The sequence below is a fragment of the Lachnoclostridium sp. An196 genome, assembly GCF_002160135.1.
Lineage (GTDB): Bacteria > Bacillota > Clostridia > Lachnospirales > Lachnospiraceae > Hominiventricola > Hominiventricola avistercoris.
In genome coordinates, this window is sequence record NZ_NFJZ01000018.1 from 1 (window position 1) to 12,494 (window position 12,494).

General features: G+C 49.2%; 18 protein-coding genes and 2 tRNA genes. 19 read left to right on the forward strand and 1 reads right to left on the reverse strand.

Translation table 11 applies throughout. The annotated features are described in order from the left end of the window. Positions 1–34 precede the first annotated feature (34 nt). The 6 genes from B5F29_RS15455 (at position 35) to B5F29_RS15475 (ending at position 2,334) form a co-directional block, all read left to right on the forward strand. Positions 35–106 (forward strand) — tRNA-Asn (locus tag B5F29_RS15455). Positions 107–121: 15 nt separating this feature from the next. Next, positions 122–192: transfer RNA gene (locus B5F29_RS15460), tRNA-Cys, on the forward strand. Positions 193–360: 168 nt separating this feature from the next. Next, a complete protein-coding gene (locus B5F29_RS15465) occupies positions 361–891 on the forward strand; it encodes a response regulator transcription factor (RefSeq protein ID WP_087155499.1) in 531 nt (176 codons plus the stop codon). Next, on the forward strand, positions 888–1,592 hold the full coding sequence (locus B5F29_RS15470; RefSeq protein WP_330397640.1) for a sensor histidine kinase: 705 nt from the start codon (positions 888–890) through the stop codon (positions 1,590–1,592). Before B5F29_RS15465 ends, B5F29_RS15470 begins: the two co-directional genes overlap by 4 nt. Then, complete coding sequence (locus B5F29_RS17100) at positions 1,556–1,954, forward strand: sensor histidine kinase (RefSeq protein WP_330397641.1); 399 nt, start codon at positions 1,556–1,558, stop codon at positions 1,952–1,954. Before B5F29_RS15470 ends, B5F29_RS17100 begins: the two co-directional genes overlap by 37 nt. Further along, positions 1,951–2,334, forward strand: a complete 384-nt coding sequence (locus B5F29_RS15475; RefSeq protein ID WP_242955698.1) for a hypothetical protein — start codon at positions 1,951–1,953, stop codon at positions 2,332–2,334. Before B5F29_RS17100 ends, B5F29_RS15475 begins: the two co-directional genes overlap by 4 nt. A 4-nt stretch (positions 2,335–2,338) precedes the next feature. Here the strand turns inward: B5F29_RS15475 and B5F29_RS15480 are convergent, their stop codons facing one another. Then, a complete protein-coding gene (locus tag B5F29_RS15480) occupies positions 2,339–2,692 on the reverse strand; it encodes a flavodoxin family protein (RefSeq protein WP_087155501.1) in 354 nt (117 codons plus the stop codon). A 27-nt stretch (positions 2,693–2,719) separates the two neighbouring features. Here B5F29_RS15480 and B5F29_RS15485 point away from each other — a divergent pair, with 27 nt between their 5' ends. The 13 genes from B5F29_RS15485 (at position 2,720) to rplI (ending at position 12,485) form a co-directional block, all read left to right on the forward strand. After that, positions 2,720–3,736, forward strand: coding sequence for an SPFH domain-containing protein (locus B5F29_RS15485; RefSeq protein WP_087155502.1), 1,017 nt, complete (start codon positions 2,720–2,722; stop codon positions 3,734–3,736). 1 nt (position 3,737) lies between these two features. Further along, positions 3,738–3,941 carry a PTS ascorbate transporter subunit IIC gene (locus B5F29_RS15490; RefSeq protein ID WP_087155503.1) on the forward strand — a complete coding sequence of 68 codons (204 nt, stop codon included), beginning with the start codon at positions 3,738–3,740 and terminating at the stop codon, positions 3,939–3,941. A gap of 32 nt (positions 3,942–3,973) precedes the next feature. Continuing rightward, a complete protein-coding gene (locus B5F29_RS15495; RefSeq protein WP_087155504.1) occupies positions 3,974–4,765 on the forward strand; it encodes a hypothetical protein in 792 nt (263 codons plus the stop codon). Between the two features lie 246 nt (positions 4,766–5,011). Then, the gene (locus B5F29_RS15500) at positions 5,012–5,191 is read left to right on the forward strand and encodes a hypothetical protein (RefSeq protein ID WP_087155505.1); all 180 of its coding nucleotides are present in this window, start codon (positions 5,012–5,014) and stop codon (positions 5,189–5,191) included. A gap of 482 nt (positions 5,192–5,673) precedes the next feature. Further along, complete coding sequence (locus B5F29_RS15510) at positions 5,674–6,984, forward strand: flippase (protein ID WP_087155507.1); 1,311 nt, start codon at positions 5,674–5,676, stop codon at positions 6,982–6,984. Positions 6,985–7,001: 17 nt separating this feature from the next. Further along, positions 7,002–7,658, forward strand: a complete 657-nt coding sequence (locus B5F29_RS15515) for a 4'-phosphopantetheinyl transferase family protein (protein WP_162608457.1) — start codon at positions 7,002–7,004, stop codon at positions 7,656–7,658. Positions 7,659–7,670: 12 nt separating this feature from the next. Continuing rightward, complete coding sequence (locus B5F29_RS15520; protein WP_087155509.1) at positions 7,671–8,390, forward strand: NAD-dependent protein deacylase; 720 nt, start codon at positions 7,671–7,673, stop codon at positions 8,388–8,390. A gap of 13 nt (positions 8,391–8,403) precedes the next feature. Beyond that, positions 8,404–8,586 (forward strand): DUF951 domain-containing protein, encoded by a 183-nt coding sequence (locus B5F29_RS15525; protein WP_191394519.1) that lies wholly within the window; start codon positions 8,404–8,406, stop codon positions 8,584–8,586. Between the two features lie 117 nt (positions 8,587–8,703). Then, the gene (gene rpsF, locus B5F29_RS15530) at positions 8,704–8,991 is read left to right on the forward strand and encodes a 30S ribosomal protein S6 (RefSeq protein ID WP_087155511.1); all 288 of its coding nucleotides are present in this window, start codon (positions 8,704–8,706) and stop codon (positions 8,989–8,991) included. 26 nt (positions 8,992–9,017) lie between these two features. Further along, the gene (locus tag B5F29_RS15535) at positions 9,018–9,467 is read left to right on the forward strand and encodes a single-stranded DNA-binding protein (protein ID WP_087155512.1); all 450 of its coding nucleotides are present in this window, start codon (positions 9,018–9,020) and stop codon (positions 9,465–9,467) included. Positions 9,468–9,508: 41 nt separating this feature from the next. Further along, the gene (gene rpsR, locus B5F29_RS15540) at positions 9,509–9,772 is read left to right on the forward strand and encodes a 30S ribosomal protein S18 (protein ID WP_087155513.1); all 264 of its coding nucleotides are present in this window, start codon (positions 9,509–9,511) and stop codon (positions 9,770–9,772) included. Between the two features lie 230 nt (positions 9,773–10,002). Further along, positions 10,003–12,039 (forward strand): DHH family phosphoesterase, encoded by a 2,037-nt coding sequence (locus tag B5F29_RS15545; protein WP_087155514.1) that lies wholly within the window; start codon positions 10,003–10,005, stop codon positions 12,037–12,039. Then, positions 12,039–12,485 (forward strand): 50S ribosomal protein L9, encoded by a 447-nt coding sequence (gene rplI, locus B5F29_RS15550; protein ID WP_087155515.1) that lies wholly within the window; start codon positions 12,039–12,041, stop codon positions 12,483–12,485. Before B5F29_RS15545 ends, rplI begins: the two co-directional genes overlap by 1 nt. The last annotated feature ends 9 nt before the right edge of the window (positions 12,486–12,494 follow it).

The following is a 12,494-nucleotide window of genomic DNA, read 5'->3' on the forward strand; positions in this document are numbered from 1 at the left end:
CAGGGTATAATAAGAAAAGATCCTGAGAGGATAATCCTCGATAGCTCAATGGTAGAGCACTCGGCTGTTAACCGAGTTGTTGTAGGTTCGAGCCCTACTCGGGGAGTTTCTAATTAAATACGGCGACATGGCCAAGTGGTAAGGCAAAGGTCTGCAACACCTATATCACCAGTTCGAATCTGGTTGTCGCCTCTTTGAAACCCGAAAGTGATCTTTCGGGTTTTATGTTACCTGAAAATATTTGCCGGAAACGAAAGAACCTGTTTTGTTTCCGGTATTTTTTATATAAAACAGGAAACGCAAACAAATCTTTAACATTTGGGTGATATGATTTGATAAAAGAGTCAGGAGGCATGTAATATGTTTAAAATACTGCTGGTAGAAGACGATCGGGAGCTGAATAAAACGGTATGCGCTTATCTGGAACAGAACCAGGAGATTCCGATTCTGTTTATGACGGCGCGGGATGATTTCACGTCTAAACAGAGAGGTTTCCGTTCGGGGATTGACGACTATATGGTAAAGCCGGTGGATCTGGAGGAAATGCTGCTCCGGATCGAGGCATTGCTTCGCAGGGCAAAGATCGCGGTCAGTAAAAAACTGACGGTAGGAGATGTGTTTCTGGATGCGGAAGAACATACGGCATATCTGAAGGGCGAAGAGATCCCGCTGACAGTCCGGGAGTTCAATCTGATCTATAAGCTTCTGTCTTATCCGAAAAAAACATTCACCAGATCTCAGCTTATGGATGAATTCTGGGACAGCGCTTCTTCTTCCGGTCCGCGAACGGTGGATGTATATATGACAAAACTGCGGGATAAGTTTTCAGACTGTGACGATTTTGAGATCGTCACAGTGCATGGGCTGGGGTATAAGGCGGTATTGAAATGAAAAAAGGCTGGTTGTTTGCGCTGCGGCGGTATTTTATATTTTTTATTTTGATGGCTTTCATTATTACATGCTGTATGCTGCTTTTTTTAAATACCTTGATGAGAGTAACGGGCATAGAGCTTACAGAGGAGAAGATATCGTATGCGGCGCAGATCACATTTGTCAATATCCTGTTTCTGAGCCTGCTGTGTACGATCGCCGACGGGGTGAGGCGCAGGCTTACTGTGGAGCGTCCTGTACGAAGAATCCTGAAGGCTGCCGAGCAGATTATGGAGGGAGACTTTTCCGTGCGGATTCAGCCGTTTTACGGGCCGGACAGTGTCAATGAATTTGATGTGATCGTTGATTATTTCAATAAAATGGCACAGGAACTGTCCGGAACGGAGACGCTGCGGATGGATTTTATTGCCAATGTATCCCATGAATTAAAGACACCGCTGGCTGTGATCCAGAATTACGGCACCATGCTTCAGCGGCCGGGACTTTCAGAAGAAAAACGGATAGAATACGCCGGCGCTGTGGCTGACGCGGCGCGCAGACTTGCGAGTCTGATCACCAATATATTGAAATTAAATAAACTGGAAAATCAGCAGATCTATCCGGTGGCGGAGACCTATGATCTGGGAGAACAGCTCTGCGAATGTCTGTTGTCCTTTGAAAATGCATGGGAGAAAAAAATCTGGAGATCAACACAGACATAGAAGAGGGCGTTATGGTGGATATGGATGCGGAACTTCTCAGTCTGGTCTGGAATAATCTGTTCTCCAATGCCATCAAATTTACCGAGGCAGGGGGTATGGTAACACTCTCTCTGAAATCGGAAGGAGAAGATGCGGTTGTACAGGTGACGGACACCGGCTGCGGGATTCAGCCGGAAGTAGGGGCGCATATCTTTGAAAAATTCTACCAGGGTGATACGTCGCACGCTTCACAGGGAAACGGGCTGGGCCTGGCGCTGGTGAAGCGGGTTGTAGACATTATCGGCGGCGATATCTCGGTCAGCAGCCAGGTAGGGAAAGGCAGCACATTTACGCTAAAGCTGCGAAAGAAAGGAAAATCATGATGGAAAATAAAAAAGAAACTTTTGAATATACCTATTCGGCAAAACAACAGCAGGAAATAGAGAATATCCGGAAGAAATATCTGCCGAAGGAAGAAGACAAGATGGAGCAGCTGCGGAGACTGGACCGGAGCGCCACGAAAAAGGGAACTATGGTGTCGATTATTCTGGGAACTGTGAGCACCCTGATTCTGGGAGTGGGGATGTGCTGTACCATGGTCTGGTCGGAAAACTGGTTTGTTCCGGGGATCATCATAGGTTTTACAGGGATTGCCGGAATCGCTGCCTCTTATCCGTTATACCGTTCTATTACGCGAAGGGAACGCAAAAAACTGGCTCCGCAGATCCTGAAGCTGACGGAGGAACTGTCGAAGCCAGAGTAGTGGGTTATAAGATATTAAGACTGGAGATCCAGTCGGCAAGATCACTTTGCGCGTCGGCTGCATGATTGCGGGAGACGGAAAGCCCGTTGTCCAGCACGGTTCCGCCGGTCAGATCAGCGATCTGCCGTGCCGCTTCTTCGGTATTTCCCGTGTTGGAAAAATATGCGATCAGGATATTCTGAGCGGAGGAGTCATTGTCGGAAGGAGCGGCATCTGTTTCCGGGGCGGTGCTCGCCGGAAACGCCGCGCTGGTGCTTCTGCTGGAGAAAACGCCTCTGAACGAATATGGACTGTCCGATAAAAGAGTAGAAAAACTTTCCTGAGATATATTGACGCAAAGATATTGATATGATATCATTTTAATATCATATCAGGAGGCGTAAATATGCAGGAAAAGATTTTGAAAAATAAGAAAAACGGAATGGCGATGCTGATTTTGTGGGTGCTGGTGTACGCGGCGGCTTTGGCGGGGACCATTTTCAGCGCGATCATGGTGGACAATGAAGGAGGAGCCGGATTTATCGCGTTGATGGTGATCTGTATCATCTGGCTGGCAGTGGGCTGGCTGCCGTTTCTGGGCCTGAAGATTCTGAAACCGCAGGAAGCTCTGGTACTGACTCTTTTCGGTAAATACGTAGGGACACTGAAAGAGGAAGGATTTTACTATGTGAATCCGTTCTGTTCGGCAGTCAACCCGGCGGCAAAGACCAGACTGAACCAGAGCGGCGATGTGAATCCGGGAACCGCAGTGCTTCAGGCAGGACACGCGGCCGCTGCGGAGACATCCGGAAAGAAGATCTCTCTGAAGATCATGACCCTGAATAATAACCGGCAGAAGATCAACGACTGTCTGGGCAATCCGGTGGAGATCGGGATCGCGGTGATGTGGCGTGTGGTGGATACGGCGAAGGCGGTCTTCAGCGTAGACAATTATAAAGAATATTTATCTTTGCAGTGCGACAGCGCGCTCAGAAATATTGTCCGCATCTATCCCTACGATACGGCGCCCGATGTGGATACCACAGGAGACGGGATTGCCGACGAGGGCAGCTTAAGAGGCTCCAGCGAGGTGGTGGCGGCCAGAATCCGGGATGAGATCCAGCAGAAGGTGGCAGGCGCCGGACTGGAGATCCTGGAGGCGAGGATTACTTATCTGGCATACGCGCCGGAAATTGCCGCGGTGATGTTGCAGAGACAGCAGGCATCTGCTATCATAGATGCAAGGAAAATGATCGTGGACGGAGCGGTAGGTATGGTAGAGCTTGCGCTGGAGCGCCTGAATGAAAAAAATGTGGTGACGCTGGATGAGGAGAGAAAGGCGGCGATGGTCTCCAATCTCCTGGTAGTATTGTGCGGCAATCACGATGCTCAGCCGGTCGTCAACTCGGGAAGCCTGTACTAAGATGGCAGATTCCCCGAAGAAACAGATTCCGCTTCGCCTTTCCGAAAAATTGTACCGTGACATTGCCGCCTGGGCGGAGGATGATTTCCGTTCGGTCAACGGGCAGATCGAATACCTGCTGACAGAGTGTGTGCGGCAGAGGAAAAAGAACGGGAAGTATGTCTCGGAAGAACTGGATAAACCGCTGGACATACATATTGAGTGATCAGCTTTGCAGAAAGGGAAGAATCTTAAGGCATGAAGATCTGGGTGTCTCCGGACAAAGAAAAAAACAGATACAGGGGCGGTGCCGCTCTGAAAGCAGCAGGCATTGCGGTTGTGATGATGGCGCTGACAGTGATTACTGTCGCGCTGTCTTTTTTCCTGTCCGCTTCTTTCGGAATTTCCAGAGAACAGATTCTTATGACAGGATGCATCCTGACGGTCCTTTTCGGGGTCTGGCTGTCCGTCCGGCTGGGGAACCGGGTCCTGCGGGACGCGCAGATCTTTTTCACCGATGACGACGGGCGCCTGTATGTTCTGGACGCGCGTCTGTTCATACAGTACAGGCGGGGCTTTCCGGGTTTCGCGCGGATGGATCGGGATATGCGGAAGGAAAAAGAAGCAATCCTGCAGCAGATGAGAAAAGAACATCTGATGCCTGCCGGGGCAGTGGAGATCGTGAAAGTAGACAGTATGCGGGAACGAAGCCGGAATTACTCGCTGGTCTGCCGGGTAAAATACGGTCACGGGGGTACGGGAAGGCGTACTTATCTCCTGGCAAAAGGTTATGAAGATGAGCGTGGACTTTTGTGGGAACTGGAACGGAGAAAATCCTGGCAGCCGGCGCTGGAAATGAGAAAAGACCATACGTCCGCGTATATCCTGATCAGTGTCCTGCTTTTCGCAGTGTGTACCGGTCTCTGTATCCTGAGCCATCCGTCGGTGGCGTATCTGCCGCAGACCATTTATTTTCCATGTCTGGGACTGGATTTTGTTTTTATCTGGATATTGGTGTACCTGGTTATAAAGCGGCGGCGCGGGGAGTAGTATGACGCTGGATGAGGAGAGTAAGACGGCGATGGTCTCCAATCGCCAATCCACGAAAGCTGATGCGACAATGCTGAAGTTACTGATACATAACATTGATAAAATAGGGACCGTTAATAAGCGTTTTTTGAGGATTAAATGCGTATTTTCATCATCCATATCAGCATATTTTAAAAATAATTCGTTGTTATTTATCGAAAAATTGATTATACTATTGATGAGAAAAGATGAAAGGAGTAGATGCACATGGCAACACAGAGTATTAAAAAGAACATTGTAATCCATGACAAAGACTCCGCTACCGCTTTTGTGGAGGCACTGGAAAAGGCCGCAGCCATTGCGACGAAACCTGTTTCCCGTAACTATAGCGTAAAGGAATTAAAAGGAACTGAAAATATTAAAGCTTTTTTCGGAGATAAACTATAATGGATTATATAGAGCTGAATCTTTTAGAAATGCTCGACATATACGGAGAGGATAAGCTGCAGTCTATCCTCTCCCGTTTCATATGTCCCCAAAATATAGATGTGGAAAATTTTATACAGTCAAAGGCTATTGGCTTTGCCCGACAGCGGCTTGCAATGACCTATTGGTACAGATGCTGAAATATTTCAGAGACTAGAAAAGAGGAAGATGTCTGCTCTAAGTAAACAAAATATCTTCCTCTTTTTTATTTCCTTCTTCGTTCCATTTCTTCTTCCGCACCATCTGTAGCAAAGGCTTCCCGCTCTTTCTGGCAAGGCCAATAAAACCGTCCGGGACTGCCGGATGGGAGGTGTATGGGATTACAAAAATCCTTTCTAAGAAATGGCGGCATATTGATTTGTGTATGGTCTCATGATAAGATAAATAAAGTTCTTCACGGGAAGAATTGCCTCTAACGTAATGAATTGAAGGTTGCCTGAGAGATGAAGCTTTTAAAAAAAGACAGTGATTTTATAAAAATATTATCAAACACGGCATGGATGGTATTCGACAAAGTATTTCTGCTGGTGCTGAGCCTGTTTGTCTCCGTAAAGATCGCCAATCATTACGGAGCGCTGGGATATGGCTCGTATCAGTACGCGGTCAGCATTGTGGCTGTTTTTGAGATCCTGACCACATTTGTGGACGGCCGGGTGGTGAAGAAAAAGTACCTGGACCATGACCCGGAGACCGTGGTGCTGACAGGAACCATGGCCCGGATTCTGCTCTCGGTATTTTCTATTTTAATGGGAATCGTCTTTATTCTGATCTACAGGGACGGTCCGGAATTTACCGTGATCTTTATGCTGCTTCTGATCAATATGGCGCTGGGCAGCATCAAGTTCGGAATGGCGAACCGTTTCGAGTATCTGATGAAGTCGAAAAAAGTGGTGATCGCGTCCGATCTGGCGGCATTGACCGCGTCGGTGCTTCAGCTGGTTGCGGTACAGTATTCCTGGCCGCTTACCGCGCTGGCGCTGATCGCGCTTACCTCGACGCTGATCAGCTTTTTCATCATCTGGATACAGTATAAAGCAGAATTCGGCCGTTTAAAGCCGGAGCTTCTGGACAAAGACCTGCTGAAACATATGCTGAAAGAGAGCTTCCCCCTGGGGATAGCCGGTTCCTGCGGCGTGATATATACCCGGTGCGACAGCATCATGCTGGGAGCCATGATGACTTCCGCGGAGGTGGGGATTTATTCCATTTCTGTCAGCCTGATCAATATTGTGCAGATCGCCATCGCGCCGATCCGAGAATCGGTATTTCCCATGCTGCTGCATCTGTATGACTCTGACCGGAAGCAGTATGCGGAGCGGTATATACAGATCTCCAGTATCCTGACCTGGGTCTACATCGCAGGCGTTGCTTTTTCTTTCGTAATACTGCCGTACGCGTTCCGCTTCCTGAATGAGGAATACGCGCAGGCATTTCCGGTATACCGGCTTCATGTGCTGGGAACCTTTTTCATGTATAACGCGGCTCTCCGCGCCGGACACTTTACGGTGATTAACCGGAGCAGCATTCTGACCTGGTCACAGATCGTCAGCGTGATAGCCAATGTAGTAATGAACTTTTTTATGATTCAGGTATGGGGAATGTACGGAGCGGCCCTGGCAACTGTGATTACGCAGGCGGCGTCCCTGATGTTTATCAACCTGTTTTTCCAGAAAGAAGGACGGGAAGTATTTATGTGGCAGGTGAAGGCGCTGAATCCTCTCTGCATTTTCAGATTTCTGAAATCAGTCAGGTGAGGACGGCGGAAGTAAAGATGATCCGAGTATTTAGCATGAGTGTAAACGGCAAAGATTTTCTGGACAGCGACTGGACGCCGTATTTATCGGAAGAGAGAAAGAGAGCGGCGGCGCGGCGCAGGCAGACGGACGCCAGGCAGCAGTATCTGGGAGCGGAGGCGCTTGTGAACCGCGCCCTGGAGATCGTCGGAGCGGATGTGAGACTGCCGGCACGTTTTGTCAGGACTCCGTACGGCAAGCCGTATCTGGAGACTCAGTGCGGATTTTTCGTCAACTGGTCACATTCCGGAGAATACGCGGTCTGCGCTGTGTCGGATCTGGAGGTGGGGATTGACATTCAGGAGATGTCAAAAACTCCGGGTGAAAGGCTGATACGCAGGATCCTGCGTCCTTCGGAATATGAGGAGTGGGAGCGGGAACCCCGGGAGAAACAGACGGAAACTTTTTACCGTTATTGGACCGCAAAAGAGAGTTTCCTGAAGATGAAAGGGACCGGATTTTATGCTCCGCTGGATTCTTTTGCGGTGCGGCTTCGGGGAGATGGGGCATCTGTCCGGGAACTGAAAGGAAACACGGAATACGTCTGCCGGTTTCTGCCGTTTGAAGATCCGGGATATCTGGCGGCTGTGTGTGGGGAGGATATGGAGACGGCTCCGAAAATAGAATACTTATAAGGAGGGGTTGCGGTGGAGGAGAAACTGGAGATTTTAAAACAATGGGTAAATGAGAGCGCGCGCATGGTATTTTTCGGGGGAGCAGGCGTTTCCACCGAGAGCGGGATACCGGATTTCCGGAGCGTAGACGGCCTTTATCATCAGCAGTATGATTATCCGCCGGAAACGATCCTGAGCCATACATTTTATATGCGGAAACCGGAAGAATTTTACCGGTTTTACCGGGCGAAGATGCTGGCTCCGGATGCGAAACCCAACGCTGCCCACCGGAAGCTGGCCCAGTGGGAGCAGGAAGGAAAGCTCAGCGCGGTGGTAACGCAGAATATTGACGGACTGCATCAGGCGGCGGGCAGCCGGAAGGTTTATGAACTGCATGGTTCCGTGCGCAGAAATCATTGCAGGAAATGCGGCGCGTTTTATGATCTTGATTACATGCTGCGCACAACGGGGATTCCCCGCTGCGAAAAATGCGGAGGAATCATCAAGCCGGATGTGGTGCTGTATGAGGAAGGACTGGATCAGGCCACATTGAACGGCGCTGTCAGGGCGATCGGGAATGCGGATTTGCTGATCGTAGGAGGCACGTCTCTGACGGTCTATCCGGCGGCAGGACTGATTGACTATTATGACGGAGACCGGCTGGTGCTGATCAACAGGTCTGTAACGCCCTTGGATTCCAGGGCGGATTTATTGATCCAGGGAAGTATCGGGGAGATCTTCAGTCAGCTATAGATTGGAGGAGCGTATGGAATATCAGGTAGGGGATATTGTAAAACTGAAAAAACCGCATCCCTGCGGAAGCCAGGAATGGGAAATTCTGCGCGTGGGCGCGGATTTTCGTCTGAAGTGTCTGGGGTGCGGACACCAGGTTATGATACCGAGAAAATTGGTGGAAAAGAATACCCGCGGAATTCGAAAAAAAGCTTGAAAATCCAGGGAAATTATGTTATAGTAGGATCTCGTGATATATTATGGCTCCACAGGAGCAACATTCCTTGCGCATCGGCTACAAGAGGTGCGCCAGAGACCAGAAGGAGGAAAAAGCATGAACAAATACGAACTTGCACTTGTTGTGAATGCAAAAATCGAAGATGACGAAAGAGCAGCGGCCGTAGAGAAAGCGAAAGAGATTATCACTCGTTTCGGCGGCGTTGTGACGGAAGTGGAAGATGCGGGCAAGAAGAGACTCGCATATGAGATCCAGCATATGAAAGAGGGATTCTACTACTTCATCCAGTTCGACGCTCCGTCTACCTGCCCGGCAGAAGTAGAGAGACGCGTACGTATTCTGGATAATGTCATCCGCTATTTGTGTGTTCGCAAAGACGCATAAGAAGAGCATATAAGAGGTGATTGTTAATGAATAAAGTAATCTTGATGGGACGTTTGACCAGGGATCCGGAAGTCCGTTATTCCAGCGGAGAGACAGCGACGGCGGTTGCCAGATTTACGCTGGCGGTGGATCGCAGATTTGCCAGAAGAGACAGTGACCAGACAGCTGATTTTATCGGCTGCGTGGCATTTGGCAGAAATGCAGAGTTCATTGAGAAATATTTCCGCCAGGGGATGCGCGTGACGATCTGCGGCCGTATCCAGACCGGCAGTTATACGAACCGTGACGGACAGAAAGTATATACCACAGATGTGGTGGTGGAGGAGCAGGAGTTTGCAGAGAGCAAAGCCGCTTCAGAAGCGAACCGGAATGCGGGCGGATACCAGAGCGCACCGGCGCCGAGTCCGGCGTCAGCGGTGGGAGACGGTTTCATGAATATTCCGGACGGGATCGATGAGGAATTGCCATTCAATTAACAATCGGGAATGATAAAGATTTGTGAGAAGGAGGAACCATCATGGCTTACACGAAAAATGAAAAAGGCGATGCTCCGAAGATGAGAAGGGGCGGACGCAGAAGAAAAAAAGTATGTGTATTCTGCGGCAAAGAGAACAATGAGATTGATTACAAAGATGTAAATAAATTAAAAAGATACGTTTCCGAGAGAGGAAAGATCCTTCCGAGAAGAATCACCGGAAACTGTGCAAAGCATCAGAGAGCTCTGACTGTAGCTATCAAGAGAGCAAGACACATTGCGCTGATGCCGTATATTGCAGAATAAGAACAACTTTTCGGGCACCGCTGCTATCCTGGGCGGTGCCCGTTTTTCATCTTAAACTTGTCCCCCCGTATATAAGATGGTATAATGTACAAATAAGCAATGAGCAGTGCGAAAGACGGTAAAGTCAGGCGCGTCATGCTTGCATGAAAGCGGCTGATTTTAGCGGATTTCATAGGGCGAAGCGGAGTCGAGCGCGCACTGCAGGGTAAATTACGGATAAGGAAAGTGCTATGAATAAAAAAGCAGATTTGAAAGGACCGCTCCGATTATATATGAGATGGCCGTTTTATCTGACCATTTTGCTGGTTGGCATGTGCGTTGCCGTGTATCTGGCAAATTCCACGGCAGGGATTGTGGCAGCTCTTTTTGTATTGGTATATGCGGTCATAGCGGGCGCGCTGTATCTTCGGAATCGGTCAGCCATCTATAAAGAAATGGTATCATTTGCCACACAGTATGGACAGATTCAGAAGACTTTGTTGAGGGATCTGGCGATTCCTTATGCCCTGATAGGAACCGACGGCAAGCTGATCTGGATGAATCAGGAGTTTATGAGCGTCACGGGGAAAAATCGCAGGTATAACCGAAGCATCAACACAATATTTCCCGAGCTGAACCGGGGAGTGTTCCCGTCGGTCGAGGTCCCGGATGTGTCGGTGGACCTTCAGTATGGAGAAGCCGATTACCGGGTAGAGATGAAGCTGATCTCGGTGGATTACGCATTAGAGGGACAGGAACTGATTGAAGAGGCTATAGACCGGATGATCGCAGTCTATCTGTTCGATACGACGGAGATTAACCGTTGTATACGGGAGAACCGGGAACAGCGCATGGTAGCGGGTCTGGTCTATATTGACAATTACGATGAAGCTCTGGAGAATGTGGAAGACGTCCGTACTTCTCTGCTGGTGGCTTTGATCGAACGTAAGATCAACAAATATTTTAATGCCTACGACGGCATTGTCCGGAAGCTGGAAAAAGACCGGTTTTTTGTGGTTATGCAGGAAAAGGCGCTGGAACAGATCCGGGAAAACAAGTTTGATCTGCTGCAGGATATCAAGACGGTAAATATCGGCAATGAGATGGCGATTACTCTGAGTATCAGTATCGGTTCAGGGGGAAATACCTATATGGACTGCATGGAATATGCCCGCAGCGCCATGGATCTGGCTCTGGCCAGAGGCGGCGATCAGGCGGTGGTGAAGACCAAGGATCAGATCACTTACTATGGCGGTAAGACGCAGCAGGTGGAAAAGAGCACCAGAGTCAAGGCCAGAGTCAAGGCACAGGCGTTCCGGGAGATCGTCGAGACCAAGGATAAAGTCGTGGTTATGGGGCACAAGATGACGGATGTGGATTCCTTTGGGGCTGCGGTCGGCATCTATCGAGCGGCGAAAACACTGAATAAAAGAGCCCATATTGTGGTCAACGATGTGACGACTTCTGTACGTCCCATGCTGGACGTGTTCCTTGAAGCCAATAATTCAGAACAGGGGATTGTAATAAACAGCAGCCAGGCAAAAGAAGTCGTGGACCGGAATACAGTGGTGGTTGTGGTAGATACGAACCGTCCCAGTTATACAGAGTGCGAGGATATTCTGCGGATGACGCCTACCGTGGTGGTTTTTGACCATCACCGGAGAGGCAGTGAGATTATCAGTCACGCGGTGCTCTCATATATTGAACCAAACGCTTCGTCTGCCTGTGAGATGGTGGCGGAGATCCTTCAATATTTCGCGGATAATATCCGGCTGAAGGGCGGAGAAGCGGATTGTATCTATGCGGGCATGATTATCGATACGGATAATTTCCTGACGAAAACCGGAGTGCGTACATTTGAAGCGGCGGCGTTCCTGCGCAGGTGCGGCGCGGATGTGACCAGAGTGCGCAAATTATTCCGAAGCGATATGGCGGAATACAAAGCAAAAGCGGAGACTGTACGTCATGCTGAAGTATACCGGGGATTCGCGCTGTCGGTCTGCCCGAGTAAAGGGCTGACCAGTCCTACGATCGTAGGCGCACAGGCAGCAAATGAACTTCTGGATATCAGAGGAGTGAGAGCGTCCATCGTTCTTACAGAATATAATGGAAAGATTTATGTCAGCGCCCGTTCTATCGACGAAGTCAACGTACAGGTGATTATGGAGAAGATGGGCGGCGGCGGCCATCTGAATATGGCAGGCGTGCAGCTGGAATGTTCGTTGGATGAGGCCATGAAACAGGTGAGAGAGATGCTGGACAGCATGTTTGCGGAAGGAGACTTGTGATGAAAGTGATATTATTGGAAGATGTAAAATCTCTGGGGAAAAAGGGACAGATCGTGGATGTGAGCGACGGGTATGCCAGAAATTTTATTCTGGCTAAAAAGCTTGGTCTGGAGGCTACATCCAAGAATCTGAACGACCTGAAACTGAAGAAAGCGCATGAGGATAAGCTGGCTGCGCAGAGACTGCAGGAGGCAAAAGATTTCGCAGCGAAGCTGGAAGGTCTTCAGGTTACGCTGAAGATAAAAGCCGGAGAAGGAGGAAAACTGTTCGGTTCTATTTCTTCCAAGGAGATTGCGGAAGCAGCCAAAGAACAGCTTGGCCTGGAGATTGATAAGAAAAAACTGGTGCTGCCTAATCCGATTAAGGCGATCGGAACGACGGATGTGCCGGTGAAGCTGCATCCTCAAGTGACAGGTGAATTAAAAGTGATCGTGCAGGAAGCATAAGACGGGAGA

Bases quoted from the DNA above. Each gene is read 5' to 3' on its own strand.
- B5F29_RS15465 (WP_087155499.1), top strand. From the start codon at position 361: ATGTTTAAAATACTGCTGGTAGAAGACGATCGGGAGCTGAATAAAACG.
- B5F29_RS15470 (WP_330397640.1), top strand. From the start codon at position 888: ATGAAAAAAGGCTGGTTGTTTGCGCTGCGGCGGTATTTTATATTTTTT.
- B5F29_RS17100 (WP_330397641.1), top strand. From the start codon at position 1,556: ATGGGAGAAAAAAATCTGGAGATCAACACAGACATAGAAGAGGGCGTT.
- B5F29_RS15475 (WP_242955698.1), top strand. From the start codon at position 1,951: ATGATGGAAAATAAAAAAGAAACTTTTGAATATACCTATTCGGCAAAA.
- B5F29_RS15480 (WP_087155501.1), bottom strand. From the start codon at position 2,692: ATGATATCATATCAATATCTTTGCGTCAATATATCTCAGGAAAGTTTT.
- B5F29_RS15485 (WP_087155502.1), top strand. From the start codon at position 2,720: ATGCAGGAAAAGATTTTGAAAAATAAGAAAAACGGAATGGCGATGCTG.
- B5F29_RS15490 (WP_087155503.1), top strand. From the start codon at position 3,738: ATGGCAGATTCCCCGAAGAAACAGATTCCGCTTCGCCTTTCCGAAAAA.
- B5F29_RS15495 (WP_087155504.1), top strand. From the start codon at position 3,974: ATGAAGATCTGGGTGTCTCCGGACAAAGAAAAAAACAGATACAGGGGC.
- B5F29_RS15500 (WP_087155505.1), top strand. From the start codon at position 5,012: ATGGCAACACAGAGTATTAAAAAGAACATTGTAATCCATGACAAAGAC.
- B5F29_RS15510 (WP_087155507.1), top strand. From the start codon at position 5,674: ATGAAGCTTTTAAAAAAAGACAGTGATTTTATAAAAATATTATCAAAC.
- B5F29_RS15515 (WP_162608457.1), top strand. From the start codon at position 7,002: ATGATCCGAGTATTTAGCATGAGTGTAAACGGCAAAGATTTTCTGGAC.
- B5F29_RS15525 (WP_191394519.1), top strand. From the start codon at position 8,404: ATGGAATATCAGGTAGGGGATATTGTAAAACTGAAAAAACCGCATCCC.
- rpsF (WP_087155511.1), top strand. From the start codon at position 8,704: ATGAACAAATACGAACTTGCACTTGTTGTGAATGCAAAAATCGAAGAT.
- B5F29_RS15535 (WP_087155512.1), top strand. From the start codon at position 9,018: ATGAATAAAGTAATCTTGATGGGACGTTTGACCAGGGATCCGGAAGTC.
- rpsR (WP_087155513.1), top strand. From the start codon at position 9,509: ATGGCTTACACGAAAAATGAAAAAGGCGATGCTCCGAAGATGAGAAGG.
- B5F29_RS15545 (WP_087155514.1), top strand. From the start codon at position 10,003: ATGAATAAAAAAGCAGATTTGAAAGGACCGCTCCGATTATATATGAGA.
- rplI (WP_087155515.1), top strand. From the start codon at position 12,039: ATGAAAGTGATATTATTGGAAGATGTAAAATCTCTGGGGAAAAAGGGA.